Genomic DNA, 13,981 nt, shown 5'->3' with positions numbered 1-13,981 from the left:
CGATAATGCGATAGATTTTTCGAATTTCGCCCCAAAAGAGCTTCAATAGGGATGCCTTGCGTGCCGATAACTTTATCCGTCGAGGCAATCAACGCTTTCGATAACTACCGCCCACAGGCGGACTTGCTGAAATGCAATCGCGCAATAGCGCGTCGAATTAAATCCCGGGGGGGAAATGAATGTTCGGCCGACGGACTTGTCCGTCGGCCGATGTTCTTTCTTGACCAAAAAATTTTCGGGTAGCCGCCAACACGCTTCTCCCGCGGCAAAATCGATGTTTGTTGGTTCTCTAGGCACTGATAAACTACCCGAATGCTGGGCGAAAACAGGTAATTCATTCCATCCCTTCCCCCGAAGTGGTGGTCGCAGCCCGTTAAATCTCCCTAACTAACCATCAGATAAATAGTTGCATCTCGGAATTGGGCTTCTAGAATAAATCTTGGAGGAACGATTCCGTAAATCGCGTAATCTAGGTGATTTATGTGGAAGCCGCTTCTCTCGGCGATCGTTGTATTGGTCGCTGTAACGCTGAGCGTTGAACTTTTCCGCAGTACTCCGTCTGCAATGGCCCAGAAGCATGTTGGGCTACCGGTCTCCAATGGCCTGATTGTCCATGCGGCCAAGACAGAGGACGGCGGACAGCACGTGATCATGGTAGATCCGGAAGCCCGGGTTATGGCCGTTTATCACGTGGACGGAAGTACGGGGAAAGTTTCCCTGAAAAGCGTTCGCAACTTACAATGGGATTTACTCATCGAGGAATTCAACGGGGGCACGCCAAGCCCACGTGAGATTCGTACACTGCTCAACCAATCGTAGCGACGAAGTCTGAGGTCTTAGGCTTCCCGCTAGGTTGAACCTTTTGGGAGCCATCATGGCCGACTATCTTCCGCTTTCTGAATTCGCTGCCAAGTTAGGCGTATCTGAAGACACGATTCAAGATCTGCGCGAGCGCGGCAAGGTTCGTGCATTCCGCGATGGATCGAGCTGGAAGTTCAAGGAAGACGAACTCGAAAAGGCCCGCGGCATCTTGGCCGAGGAAGGACTCGGTGGAGGTGACAGCGAGAGCCAGGAATTCGAACTTAGCGGTATCACCGATTCGGATGAAGGTTCGTCCGGTTCGATGGACAGCATTCTGATTTCCGATACCGGTGAAGGTGGCGATAGTGGTTCGTCCCATATCATCGGACAAGACTCGGACAGTTCGCTCAGCCTTGATAGCGATATTGGCATAGACGACGCTTCGAGCAGTAGCGTCGATCCTGCTGGTGAGTCCAGTCTGAGCAGCTTGAGCCTGGGTGAAGGCTCGGACATTCTCGAAGGTTCTTCGATCAACAAGCCCCTCGACGACGATGGCTTCAGCCTCGAAGACGATGAACTGACGCTTAGCGAAGAAGGCAGTGATGCCAACATCGATTTGGGCGGCGAACCATCGGATCCGGAAGGAACCGGCAGTGGTTTGAGCCTGGGGCTTGAAGATGAGTCGCTGGATCTTGGTACCAGCGGCATCGGCATGGACGACAACGATAGCAGCGGTGAACTGACGCTCGATATCGAAGATGACGAAGACAGCAGCATGGATCTGTTGGCCTCGGAAGACGATCTTGGTCTGGCCGAAGAACCCGCGGCCAAGTCAAAGGACGATAGCGAAATTAGCCTGATTGATGATGACGGCGGCGACAGCGGGCTAGGTTTGATTGCCGAGGCCGATGACGATGATTTTTCCCTCTCGACCGGAGACAGTGGCCTCGAACTGATCAGTGCTGAAGAAGCGGAAGAAGTCGTTGCCGATAGCACGGACAATGACGAGATTGGTGAGGCACTTACCGGTGGTGCTGCGGAAGATGACTTCCTTTTGACACCAGTCGAAGGCGATCTGGAAGATGACGATAGCGGCTCGCAAGTGATTGCGTTGGACTCGGATTCGATGTCCTCGGAATCTGGCCTATTCGGAAGCGCGACTCTGGAAGGAGGCGATTTCGGTGGGTTGGGTGAAAGCGATGGCCTGGAAGCCGACGACTCGGTCATGGCCGGTACGGGAACGATGGCTGCAGCGGCCCCAGTGGCAGCAGCTCCTTCCGAAGTGCCTTACTCGTTCATGAATGTCCTCAGTCTTGGCGTCACCGCACTGCTGCTCTTGGTGTGTGGCCTGATGGTGACGGACTTGATGTGGAATATGTGGAGCTTCAGCGAGCCCTATTCCCTCACAAGCACGCTGATGGACGGTATTCTGGGTCTGCTACCTTCGTAGTGATTCATTACTAAGCTTGATAACGAAAGAGCCGCGTTTCCTCCCCCAGAGAGACGCGGTTCTTTTTTTGTGATGGGGACCGCTGCCGGGAAGCCGCTTGAGCGGCTACTCCCTAAAATCGTCACCAATTATCGCGACTTCTGGCTGCGGGTTCCCAAAGACCATGTATCCGTTCGGGGCTTCGGCGCTATAATAAGGATAGTGTTGTTACAGTAGGCGGCTGCCTAGTCGTAAGTCGTTGCTGTATTAGACCATTAAGCCAATTGGCGACAGGAGTTGGGCCCCGCTTTCCAATTCCCCAAATCCGCAAGAACTACGAAGCCGCGATCGTGGTGTCTAAGGCGTGGCTCAGGACCGAAATCCTTCCTATTCGGTTTTAATTCCACCCCGCCTTGCTCACCCCGCAATCCGAGCTTCCTGACTTTATGGAATAACTCGTGGCAAGACCGAAACTTGTCTCCCCCGACCAGCCCCTACCGGTACGGCTACTGCTGCATATCTACGAATTCGCCGCCTCACTGAGCTTGGCCGTTGTGCTAATCAGTTTGATGGCGATTTCGTTGATCTTCGCGACATTCGTCGAAGCCACCTTCAACACCGACGTGGTGCAGTTCTACGTCTATCAATCGTGGTGGTTCGGTTTGATCTATGGCTTGTTGGCCGTCAATATTTTCTGTGCTGCCGCCATTCGTTACCCCTGGAAACGTTATCAGACCGGCTTTGTCATCACGCATATCGGCTTGTTGATGCTGCTGTTGAGTGGCGCAATCAGCCGCTCGAAGGGGATCGATGCCCAGGTTCATGTTTGGGAGCACGACTCATCCGAGCTTGCGTTCGATAATTCGTACTACTTTGATCTGCGCGTCGACAATGACGCGAAGGCCATTCCCATGGCGCTTGCCGAGGCCGGCGAAATACAGCGGCACATGATCGACTTTCAGCCAGGCATGTTCAATTGGTCGGCATACGGGGAAGGCTTCTCGAAGTGGAAGGTGGCCGAGCCTGATCTAGCCAGGTGGTTCACGCCCGTATTCTACATCTCGATGCGAAATCGCGCTGGCAATGTGATGTACAACCACGACGGCGTGAAGTTGGAAGTGCTCGATTACTATGCCGACTGCAATTGGTGGGACAATACGCCTACGGTTCAGTTGATGATGAGTATGCCCAAGACGACCGAGCGAGCTGCAGATGGCACTATGAAAGCCGTTGGCGAGCAGTGGGTGCCGATTCGTCTGTCGGTTTTCAAGGCTTCGCAGCAGCCGAAGTATAAGTTCGGCATTGGCGATAGCCAACGCAGTGGTGGTGGTAACATGACGTTCCATATGGCCGGCAGCCGTGCCGCCACCGAGGCATTTCTCAAATGCGTGCCGGAAGAAGGAACGATCGGTGAGAACGGTCAGGCCATTCTTTACGTCGATGGCAAGACAACCGTTATTGATGTGAAAGATCAGCTGGAACAAGAGCCTCAGCCGATTGAAGGTTCGGAGCTCAAGTACCAGGTGAAAGCCTATTACCCGACCGCGCAGCTCGATCAGGTTAACGGCCAGGAGTTCTCCTGGGTTGAAGTTCCGGAAGAAGAAGGAGCCGAGCCGCGTAACCCGACTGTGGTGATCGATGTTCTGGATGGGGATGAGAAAGTTGACCAACTCACGCTGCTGGCGAATATGCCGCAGATGAACATGCAAGGCTTCGCGTCCGATGTCTATGGTCACTTCTGGTACGACTTCGGCGAGAAGTCAACGGCTGAGCTGATGCGTGGTGGAGAAGGCGGTTCTCGTATCGACCTCATACAAGGGGTTGCCGAAGGAGCGAAAGATCCGGACGCACCCGAATCAAAACGGGTTTTCTATCGCTATTGGAATCGCAAGACGGTTGTTGCGTCTGGTGAACTGAAGGATAACGCAACCGAAGTCGATGCGGTTGAAGCGTTCAAGATGCCATTTGCGACCCTTCGCATGTATGTGAAGAGCTTAGTCGCTGCCAGCGAGCCTAAGGCTCAACCTATTCCAGTTGCCTTCGGTGTGTCCGGTCCTATGGGCAATACGCCGGCGGTAAAAGTCCGTCTGACGCTCGACGATAAGTCAGAAGATTTCTGGCTGCGAGCCCACATGAACGAACCAGATGTCGGTCTCGATGACGGTTCGACGCTGCACACGCTAAAGGTGGGTGATCGTGAAGTAAAGCTTTCGATGCCCATTAAGTCGTATCCGATTGGTTTCCGCATTCACCTCGACCAATTCGAACGCCGCCTCGACCCAGGCACCTCGCAGCCGTCGCACTACTCAAGCGACGTGCAATATATCGATCGGCAGCAAGACCGATATATCATGGCTTCGTTGGTCGGTAGCGACGAAATCAGCCACCTCGAAATTGCCGAGGCCCGTAATCCCAGTTCGCTGGGTATGGCTGGCACGATGCTCTACTGGATCGATGATACCGATGACGGTCAAAAGATCCTGGTGAAAGATCTGAGCAAGCCTGATGAGCCTGCCTCCGAAATCGTTACACGGGCCGGTAAGAGTCCGCGAAACCTGGTGATCGATACCTCAGGCAACAAGCTGTGGTGGCTGGCCAAGCAGTCGAGCCGATTGGCACGTTCGGACGTCGATGTCTTGATGCAAGCCGACCTGGTCGGTGGAAGTCCGAAAGCTGTTGCCATGTTCGATCGAGCCCCACGCGGTCTGGCTGTGGATTCCGCCAATGGCTGGGTTTATTTCGGCAACCCGGCCGGCAAGTCGGTCGGTCGTGTGAAGACCGATGGAAGCGAGATGGAAGCCAGCTGGCTTACCGGTGCGGGACTGGTAACCGATGTGGCACTTTATCCAGGCAAGAATAAGTTGTTCTTCACCGATGTGCTGAATAATGCGATCGGCCAATCGTCACTCGACGAGCCACGTGTTTCGTATGTTTACACCTACTCGAAGGACGGGCACCCCAACAGTCTGGTCGTGAGTGACAAGGGACTGTTGTATTGGAGCGATGATACGCCCAATGGTCTCGATCCGAATGCCCGAAAGCACCTGGGCGATCCTTCTCTCGACCGGAGCAAGCCGCAGGAGATCAACACGGTGATCCGCGTGATCGATCTGCAAGGCAAAGACAAAGAACCCAAGATGCTCCATGCCGACTTGATGGCCAAGCCGGACGGATTAGCGATTGATCCAGCCTCAGGCGACTTGCTCTTTAGCCAGACGGCTCTCTTGAAGCGAGATGTCTGGATTACGATGAACGCTCCGGATGATTTTACCGAACCAGCTGGTGGTCGCGACCTGCGTATCTTCCAGGAATCATTCGAAGGGCCATACCTCGCCGGGACACCGCAGTATCGCGAGTTCGTTCCCGAGCGTAGCAACGATTCGGAAGTCTACAAATCGGTGTTCTCGGTCAACTACGATCCAGGAACGGCCCTTCGTTATTGGGGTTGCTTGTTCGTGATCGGGGGCATCGCTTGCATGTTCTACATGCGGGCCTATTTCTTCAAAACTAAACGATCGTCTGACCCGCAGGCCCGAGCCAAGGCTCACCCGGCGAAGATTCAGACAGAAGTGGTTTCGTGATAATGACTAGGTACAAAATGAACAGCGGAATGATTCGCACGACTTGGACCCTTGCACTGGTAATGTGCGGTGTGCTCATCGCTTCGGGTAGCGGCCGTGCCGACGAGGCTTTTCCCGACGATATCTGGCGCGAGATCCCGGTCTATCATCACGGTCGCGTTAAGCCAATCGATGGCTACGCTCGGCAGGTGGTACAGAAGATTACCGACTTCAACAAGTCGAAGCCTAAGTTCAATCTGGTCGACTATTACACCGAAGAGGAACTTCAGAAGCCGGAGTTTAAGGATGCCCTCGAGATCTTCCCGGGTGGCGAACTACGTAAATTCACTCCAAGCGAGCTGGTCTACGAATGGACCGTTCGTCCTGAAAAGTGGGAACGCGTTCCGTTTATCTACCTTGGCCGCGAAGACGTACGCAAAGAGCTCGGGCTACCGATCAACGGCCACAACAGCATGAAGCTGAACTTCGTCTCGCCACACGACATTGCGACGTCCGAGAAGCTGCGCGAGTACCTGAAGGGGATGGAAAAACGCCGCCAGGAACAGGCTGCCAGTGGTGATTTGGAAGAGACCGCGATGGACGCACACATCTGGCGGGAACTGTTGTTCCGGTACGCCGTCTTCCGGGAAGTTTCACTCGATCCACGCAAGGATGTCGTTTCTACCAATCCGCTTCCTTCGCCGGGTGAGCGTGATCGATTTATCGGTCAGGTTTATGCTGCCGGGAAAATCCTCTTTGGTGATCCGAACTCGGGCGAAGAACGCACGTTGAACAGCCAGTTGCAGACGCTACAGCAGTTTGGCGGAGAGCATCCCCTGAGCGTTGCCTCGAAACGCCTGATCGATTCGTATCGAGATCTACACGAATTGTCGTCAGCGGCCTATATGGATCCGATGTCGGTGCTCAATTCGCCAGCCGATGAACCACTCAAACCAGAGTTTGCCCCGACCCCGGCAGAGACTGAACCGCTAGTTCAAGAGTTTCAGGCTGCCGCCAAAGCGATGGGTGACATCCTGGAAGAGCAACGGGATAACGTCAACGACAGCACCACGCTTACCGACGAAGAGTACAACAACATCAAGCCGATGTTTCAGTCGATGCTGGTTCGTGTTCGTCAGCTCGAACACACCGCGATGGAGATCCACCTGGCGTTGTACGAGAACGCCAATGCGGGCGCTTTAACAGCATCGACTTCGATGGATCGCAGCGGCAATCACTTGCAGATTGTTCCTTCCCTCAATCCTTACGCCCTTAGCAAGTCGCGTGATCCAAGTGACCTTTCACAGCCTTGGCTTGGTTTGACGACCGTTCTCTATGGTTCGGACGCTGTGCTTGCCAACTACGACATGGGCTTGATCAACGCCGTGCGTTCCAATTGGAAGGCTGCTAAGGATGCTTACCTGAGCGGCGGCGATGCTCGCCCTGCGATGGAGAAGCTGGCCGAAAGCCTTCAGCGTTTGGGGGAACAGGATACTCAGCAACGTATCGCGGTGATCGAAGACACGATCGGTAACAACGAAAAGGATTCAGGTATCCTGGCGTACACCGCTTACCCAGCCGCGAACAGCTATCGCATTGCAACCGAGGTCCGTTACAACACGATGGACCCATTCATGTACGCTTGGATCTTCACGTTCATCGCCACTATGGGATTCGGGTTGGCTTTTGCCGTCATGCGGAAACCGATGTTTTGGATGGGCATGGTGTTCTTAGTGTTTGGTTTGATCTGGTCGACCTACGGCTTCTACATGCGAGTGGTCGTGACCGGCTGGGCCCCTGTGACCAACATGTACGAAACGGTGATATTCGTTCCATGGGTCGTGTGTAGCCTGGGGCTGATGTTCCTGGTGCTTCCTCTGATCGATCGAGGTCGATTGGCTGCGTGGCGTGCGACGGCTGCTCCTTTCACCTGGGAACAGTCTGAACTGGAGCCGAGCCAACGCGAAATGTTCTCGGCCGGTGTGTGGAATGTGATGAATTGGGTTTCGGTTTTAATTCGTGTTCCGCTGATGCTCGCCATGATTCAGTTCATGACGATGCGTCCCGTGTATGACGGTAACCGCCCGATCATCAATCTGACCGACTTCGGCGAGCAGATGGCAGCTCACGGCGTTATCTACGCTTCGATCTTTTTGTTCGTCAAATTGTTGGTGCTGGGACTGAGCGTCTGGTACATCCCTCGGCTCTTGATTGCCACCATCGCACTGCCGATCTTCTGCGTTTACGACTGGTCGATTGACGCCCAGCTGAAGGATAAGTTTCAGAAGACGTACCACCGTAACTACTACGGCTTGGCGGCATCTGCCTGTGGAACGTTTCTGTTGTGCGTGGCTTCGATCGCTCCGATTGTGGATACCGGTTCGTCACGCGTGCTGAATACCGAGTTCTCGCCGCTGCAGCCAGTTCTGCGTTCCAACGTCTGGCTCACGATTCACGTGCTTACGATTGTCGCTAGTTACGGAGCAGGTATCCTGGCTTGGGGCTTGGGTTGGCTGGCGCTGGGTTACTACATGTTCGGGCGTTACCGTGCCCCTGTGGTCGCCAGTCCGCTGAACGCTGGGCTCGCTCCGGCTCAGGGACACAGCCCACAGATGAGCTATCGTCCGCCAGAAGAGTGCTTTACGCTCGGTCAGCATTGCTATCGCGCTATCCAGGTCGCCGTGTTGCTACTGGCAACTGGGACGATCCTGGGTGGTATTTGGGCCGACGTTTCTTGGGGCCGTTTCTGGGGGTGGGATCCGAAAGAGGTCTGGGCGTTGGTGACGCTCTTGATTTATGTGGCCATCCTGCACGCTCGCTTTGCCGGTTGGTTCAATAACTTCGGCCTGGTTGTGGGAACAATTATTGGCTTCTCAGCAATCGTCGGCAGTTGGTACGGAGTGAACTTCTTGTTGCCGCTGTTTAAAGGTGGCGATGCCGTCGGCCTGCACTCCTACGGAAGTGGTGGTAAGGGGAGCGAAATCATGGTGATGGGCTTCGTTGCCGCCAACTGGATCGCATTAGGCTTTGTTGCCCTGCGGTTCCAACTCTCGAAGCTTTCGGTCGTTGACGAGAACGAGGTGGAAGAAGTCGTAATCAAAGCGGAACTTCCGGACAACAACGATGCTCCGGAAGAAGCAAAGCTCGTTGACAACAACTAGAGCTTTTCCAATGCATTCAACGAGTGCGGGTGTTTCCGCTCGCACTCGTTGAGTACTACCGCTGTATCGGATTGCCTGGACGTTCCGCAATCATCGGAGCGGTCAGCCATCGTGCCAGATCTACCGAAGGCTGCGAGGCCGGCACGGTCGACGAGTAATTGTCGTAGAAGACGCTCGCCAGATTGGTAGCCGGTAGAATACTCACCGGGCTCTCGTAGACTAAAGGATGCTCCAGGCCGGCGAGCATGGTTCCAGCTGGCATGTTATCGCACAGGCCAGTTAGGGTCATCCGCCCATGATCGAAGCGAAAGCCGATCGCCATCTCGTGATAGGCGATCAGGTCTTGATTGCGACTGGGTGGAATGACTTGAACGTTCAGGTGTTGGGCAGCACGATCCAGAAGGCTTCGCGAGAGTTGCCCGTTGCGGGAGAAGATTCCGCCAAATGCTTCCTGCAAGGTATCGTCGCGTACGACAAGCTGTTTGACATGCAGTTCCGCTCCGCCGGCGCCGTGCTGGTAGTTTGTCGCAAGAGCCGACTGCAAATTGATTTGCCGAAACACGCCTGCCATTTCTACATTGGTCGAAGCGTAATTCAGGTCAAACGTAATCTGCCCCATGAAGTTGGCATCGACACCCAGTCCGGCCAATTGTGGCAGGGCAGCACGCAATGGATGTGTGGGAATCGGCTGCTCGGTGGTCGCTAATTGAACCTGCCAATGCTCAGGGTTCGAGGTGTCGACACTAGCCATCAGTGGAGGTGGAATGAGTGAGTCGCCGACCAGCAAAGAACTGGATAAAGCAGGCTGCTGCTGCGGGTCATGTTTCACTTCCAGTTTCTGGAGCGAAGGAAGTACTTCGTCACGAAAGCGAACATGAGCGACGTTTAGTTGTAGGCATTTGCCATCGGTACGCTTCAGAAGCACGCCTTCCTGAAGGGTTTCCCACAGGCGATGTCGCGAAGCCCAGTCTACTTCCACTTCATCCGCTGAGAGCTGCCAGGTATTGTCGATCAGTTCTGCTTTCAGAGCAGGAAAGACGACTGCATCGCTGCCGGCTCGTTCAAGGCGAACGTCTTCGAAGACCCACTTGGTTGGCTTCGGGTTGTAGTACCTTGAGATGTGGCACTTGAGACCGATCGTTTCCGAGAGTTGGTCTTCGACCGCGGCGATCGACCAGGAAGACTGCCGGTACGTAATCCACGAGAGGGTGCAGATCGTCGGTATGACGCATCCCAGCAGGAATGCGACCCGACAGAGCAGGCGTCTCGTAGATTCATGCATGCCGAACATCCTTGCTTGGCGTGCCTGGTAAGTGGTGGCCGCGGATTAACGCTTCCGAGCCATATCCATAAACAGTTGGTAGCGAGCCTTCATTTCCTCTAGGCTATCGCCACCGAATTTGTCGACCAGGGCCGTGGCGATTTCAAACGCCACAACACTCTCCACAATCACACTGGCCGCCGAAACGGCACAGACGTCGCTCCGCTCGTAGGAAGCGGTGTCTGATTCTTTGGTTTCCAGGTTGACGGATTCCAGCGGCTTGCGAAGCGTACTGATCGGCTTCTTCGCGGCACGCACGACAATCGTCTGACCGTTGGTCATCCCCGCTTCCAGCCCACCAGCATTGTTGGTTGGGCGGGTATAGCCGAGGTTGGTCGATTCTTGTTCCATCGGGTCGTAATGAATCGGGTCATGAACCTGAGAGCCCGGCAAGCGAGCGGCCTCAAAGCCCATTCCGATCTCGACCCCTTTGATCGCTTGGACGGCCATAACGGCTTGAGCCAGCTTGCCATCGAGCTTGCGTTCCCATTGAGCATGGGTGCCCAGCCCGAACGGAGCACCAACGACACGGACTTCGACGATTCCGCCGAGTGTGTCGCCTGCCTTGCCGGTCTTGTCGATCAGCTCTTTGAACTGGGGATCTTGTTCGGGATTAAGCGAGTAGATGATGCTCTCGTCACGTTTGGCAATCATGGCATCAACATCGTCCACGTTTTCAGGACGATCGATGGCCACGCCACCTAGCTCGTCGACGAAACCGTAAACCTGAATGCCAAACTCAGCCAGGAGCTGCTTGGCCAAGGCCCCAGCAGCAACACGAACAGCCGTCTCGCGAGCACTGGCTCGTTCAAGGATGGCTCGGATCGGACCGAGGAACTTAATCGCACCGGTCAGGTCGCCATGCCCAGGACGAGGTCGCGGAAGGTCTTCCAGGCGTTCCAGCTTGTAGTCGCGATTGATCACTTGCAGAGCGATCGGGCTGCCGAGCGTGAGACCTTTCCAGATGCCGGTCATCACTTCGACCTTGTCGGTCTCAATTCGCTGTCGTCCGCCACGGCCATACCCTCCCTGGCGACGAGCAAGCTCGCGATTGATGGGTTCTTCGTCGATTGCCAGTCCGGCCGGAAAGCCGTCGATCATGGCAAGAAGGGTTTTACCGTGGGATTCGCCCGCTGTCCAATAACGCAACATTATGCAAAATAAAGACTTTGGTCCTGAGCCAGTGCCCGGCGATCGCTTCGATTTTAGCGCCGCTATCAGGTAAACTTCCCCAGGTACCGAGGTTAAGTGCAAACCGATCTTCGATTCTAACCGCAACCCCGATCGGCAGATAGATCGGTTAGGTAAAAGAGTCTGGCCACCAACCCCCACATTGGAACCGGAAAGCGAGACTTTCGTGCGATCACTCCTCAGACGACATTGGTTCCTTGCAGGCCTGCTAGCGGTGGTGATCGTCGGATTTGCCTTTTCCGAGCCGCTGCGGCAGCTTCCGGACATGAAAATCTTGCGAAATGGGATCGTCGTGACGGTCCTCTTTCTGATGGCCTTTCCGCTGGCGTTTGGCGATCTGCACGGTGCCATCCGCCGTCCGGCCGCGGCTATCTTGGCAACAATCATCAACGCAGGCATCGTGCCCCTGTTGGCCTGGGCGGCGTCGCTGCTCTCTTCAGGGGACTTCGCCATTGGAATCAACCTCATGGCAGCGATTCCCTGTACGTTGGCGTCCGCTGCCGTCTGGACACGTAGGGCAGGGGGGAACGATTCGATTGCCTTGATTGTCACGATCGTGACCAACTCGCTCTGCTTTTTGATCACCCCGTTCTGGCTGCTCTGGACCACCGGAAGTCACATTACGATCACCATTTGGGCAGATCCCGGCGGCAAAGGCCTTTCCCTGGCCGACATGATGACGAAACTCTTCCTTTTGGTTGTGCTACCGATGGCATTCGGCCAGCTTGCTCGACTTATCCCCAAGGCAGGTACCTGGGCGACGCAAAATAAATTCCAGCTAGGAATCGTGGCCCAGATAGGAGTACTTTGCATGGTCCTGCTCGGCTGTATCAGCTGTGGCCTCAAGCTGCGAAGTCTGCCGACCGATCAAATGCCGACATTCCTGTCGTTTGCAGTCATGATTGGCTTGGTTTTGGCTGTCCATATAACGGCGTTGCTGCTGGGGGTCGGAATTGCCAAGCAGCTCCATTTCCCTCGCAGTGAAGAGATCGCAATCGCCTTCGCCGGTAGCCAGAAGACCCTGATGATTGGCCTGGCCATCGCGACCGAGTTTTACACGGCGAACCCATTGGCGATCCTGCCCATGGTCGCGTTCCACGTCGGGCAGCTCTTTCTAGACACCGCGGTAGCCGACCGATACATGGCCGCCGAATTCGACAAAGCCCATCCAGAGGAACCTCTGATCGAAGGAGACTGACTCGCCCCAACGAACCTCGCATGCTCAGCCGTGTCCAAACCCTAGCGGCCCTGCGCGACGGACGATTTTGCCGAGCGGCAGGGCCTAGACACGGACGAAAAACCGTTATAACTTGATTAAGTCTTTGAAGATCACCCTTGGCTGATGAATACGCTCATCCCAAGCCGATACTTCTCCCAAGACAGCACCCACCATGCCCCCTTCGTCTAGTGGCCCAGGACGTCGGGTTCTCAGCCCGAAAACAGGGGTTCGACTCCCCTAGGGGGTGCCTAAAGCCGCACTTGTTGCGGCTTTTTTTATGCGCTGAATGCTACGATTCTGGCGCTTTCAGGGATTTCGGCCTCTTGTCCAGATGTCGACTAGCGGCCTACCAATGGTTCCGCTTACTCAAATATGGCGAGCTGCGGCAAATGATCGCTGAGGGCAAATGACGCAGCGTCGGCGGTGTTGGTGCGAAACGCACCCTCGAATAATGGTCTCGACTCTACGACCTTCTGGCCGATTGGACCAGCGGCCATTACGTAGTCGATTCGTCGATCTGGTGTGTCGGCCTTGATGGTCAGCCCATCTCCTTTGCCGACCTGGGTGAAGGTGTCGGTCCAGCCAGCATCGATCCAGAGCTTGTACTCGTTCGTATCGGGAGTGTGATTAAGATCACCGATCAGAAGCATGGAGCGATCGGCGTCGAGGTCTTTCTTCATGGACTCCAACATGAGTGGAATCTCTCGCAGACGGGTGTCTGGTTCCGGGCTGGGGTGCAGATGAGCGGAATGGACAACGAGCGACTCTCCGTTTGGTAATTTCACGGTGGCTTGCCCCCAGTGTCGAGTGAATAGGTCTTTGGGGCGTTCGCCTTTGAGAAGCGGTGCATTCTTCGGATCGACAATCTCGAATCGGCTAAGCAGCGTTCCAGGCCAGTTGCCTCCGCTTGGGAAGCGGACGTAGTTCATGCCAAGCCGCTCGGCGATCTGCTTCACCACTTCTTCGCTGGGTGACTCAGAGAAGTTAATGATATCAGGATCGTAGAGGGCAAGTTCGTGGGCAAAGCGGTCAGGCATCTGGCCCAAGGCCGTCGCTTTCTTCCCCAACGCCCGATCCTTTGGCCAGCCGGTGCAGTTGTAGACGTTGTAAGCAATCACTCGCAGTGGTTGGCTCTTGTCTTGGGCGGCAAGCACGCTGTTCACGCTACTGGCGGCAATGGCAAGGCTGCCAACTGCTGCTCGTTTCAACACGTCTCGTCGGGTGAGTGATTCGTTCGAGGAAGGTGTGGTCATGGTGTCGAATCCTATTCCGCTTTTTAGGTTGGTTCCGACTTATTCT

At 55.1% G+C, this 13,981-nt stretch carries 8 protein-coding genes and 1 tRNA gene; 6 read left to right on the top strand and 3 right to left on the bottom strand.

Annotated features, from left to right (window positions below):
• The first annotated feature begins 480 nt into the window (after window positions 1–480).
• The 4 genes from PSR63_RS05565 to PSR63_RS05550 all read left to right on the top strand — a co-directional run bounded on the left by PSR63_RS05565 (window position 481) and on the right by PSR63_RS05550 (window position 8,951).
• Window positions 481–819, top strand: coding sequence for a hypothetical protein (locus PSR63_RS05565; RefSeq protein ID WP_274331452.1), 339 nt, complete (start codon window positions 481–483; stop codon window positions 817–819).
• A gap of 55 nt (window positions 820–874) precedes the next feature.
• Window positions 875–2,251: a helix-turn-helix domain-containing protein gene (locus tag PSR63_RS05560; protein ID WP_274331450.1), complete on the top strand. Its 1,377-nt coding sequence runs from the start codon at window positions 875–877 to the stop codon at window positions 2,249–2,251.
• A 437-nt stretch (window positions 2,252–2,688) separates the two neighbouring features.
• Window positions 2,689–5,811, top strand: a complete 3,123-nt coding sequence (locus PSR63_RS05555) for a hypothetical protein (protein ID WP_274331449.1) — start codon at window positions 2,689–2,691, stop codon at window positions 5,809–5,811.
• Window positions 5,812–5,840: 29 nt separating this feature from the next.
• On the top strand, window positions 5,841–8,951 hold the full coding sequence (locus PSR63_RS05550) for a cytochrome c biogenesis protein (protein WP_274331447.1): 3,111 nt from the start codon (window positions 5,841–5,843) through the stop codon (window positions 8,949–8,951).
• A gap of 55 nt (window positions 8,952–9,006) precedes the next feature.
• Here the strand turns inward: PSR63_RS05550 and PSR63_RS05545 are convergent, their stop codons facing one another.
• Entirely contained in the window at window positions 9,007–10,233 is a 1,227-nt protein-coding gene (locus tag PSR63_RS05545) for a hypothetical protein (RefSeq protein ID WP_274331445.1), read from the bottom strand.
• 45 nt (window positions 10,234–10,278) lie between these two features.
• Window positions 10,279–11,424 (bottom strand): chorismate synthase, encoded by a 1,146-nt coding sequence (gene aroC / locus PSR63_RS05540; RefSeq protein ID WP_274331443.1) that lies wholly within the window; start codon window positions 11,422–11,424, stop codon window positions 10,279–10,281.
• A gap of 205 nt (window positions 11,425–11,629) precedes the next feature.
• Here aroC and PSR63_RS05535 point away from each other — a divergent pair, with 205 nt between their 5' ends.
• A complete protein-coding gene (locus PSR63_RS05535; protein WP_274331442.1) occupies window positions 11,630–12,661 on the top strand; it encodes a bile acid:sodium symporter family protein in 1,032 nt (343 codons plus the stop codon).
• A gap of 195 nt (window positions 12,662–12,856) precedes the next feature.
• Window positions 12,857–12,929 (top strand) — tRNA-Glu (locus tag PSR63_RS05530).
• 115 nt (window positions 12,930–13,044) lie between these two features.
• Here PSR63_RS05530 and PSR63_RS05525 read toward each other — a convergent pair.
• Complete coding sequence (locus PSR63_RS05525; RefSeq protein WP_274331440.1) at window positions 13,045–13,935, bottom strand: endonuclease/exonuclease/phosphatase family protein; 891 nt, start codon at window positions 13,933–13,935, stop codon at window positions 13,045–13,047.
• Window positions 13,936–13,981 lie beyond the last annotated feature (46 nt).

Origin of the sequence: Bremerella sp. P1 (genome assembly GCF_028748185.1) — a bacterium.
In the GTDB taxonomy this organism is placed as follows: Bacteria; Planctomycetota; Planctomycetia; order Pirellulales; family Pirellulaceae; genus Bremerella.
Note: the sequence above shows the minus strand (reverse complement) of the source record. Positions and strands in the feature narration are given on the sequence as shown.

What these genes read in the sequence shown, in the direction of transcription:
- PSR63_RS05565 (WP_274331452.1), top strand. Translation starts at nt 481, where the DNA reads ATGTGGAAGCCGCTTCTCTCGGCGATCGTTGTATTGGTCGCTGTAACG.
- PSR63_RS05560 (WP_274331450.1), top strand. Translation starts at nt 875, where the DNA reads ATGGCCGACTATCTTCCGCTTTCTGAATTCGCTGCCAAGTTAGGCGTA.
- PSR63_RS05550 (WP_274331447.1), top strand. Translation starts at nt 5,841, where the DNA reads ATGATTCGCACGACTTGGACCCTTGCACTGGTAATGTGCGGTGTGCTC.
- PSR63_RS05545 (WP_274331445.1), bottom strand. Translation starts at nt 10,233, where the DNA reads ATGCATGAATCTACGAGACGCCTGCTCTGTCGGGTCGCATTCCTGCTG.
- aroC (WP_274331443.1), bottom strand. Translation starts at nt 11,424, where the DNA reads ATGTTGCGTTATTGGACAGCGGGCGAATCCCACGGTAAAACCCTTCTT.
- PSR63_RS05525 (WP_274331440.1), bottom strand. Translation starts at nt 13,935, where the DNA reads ATGACCACACCTTCCTCGAACGAATCACTCACCCGACGAGACGTGTTG.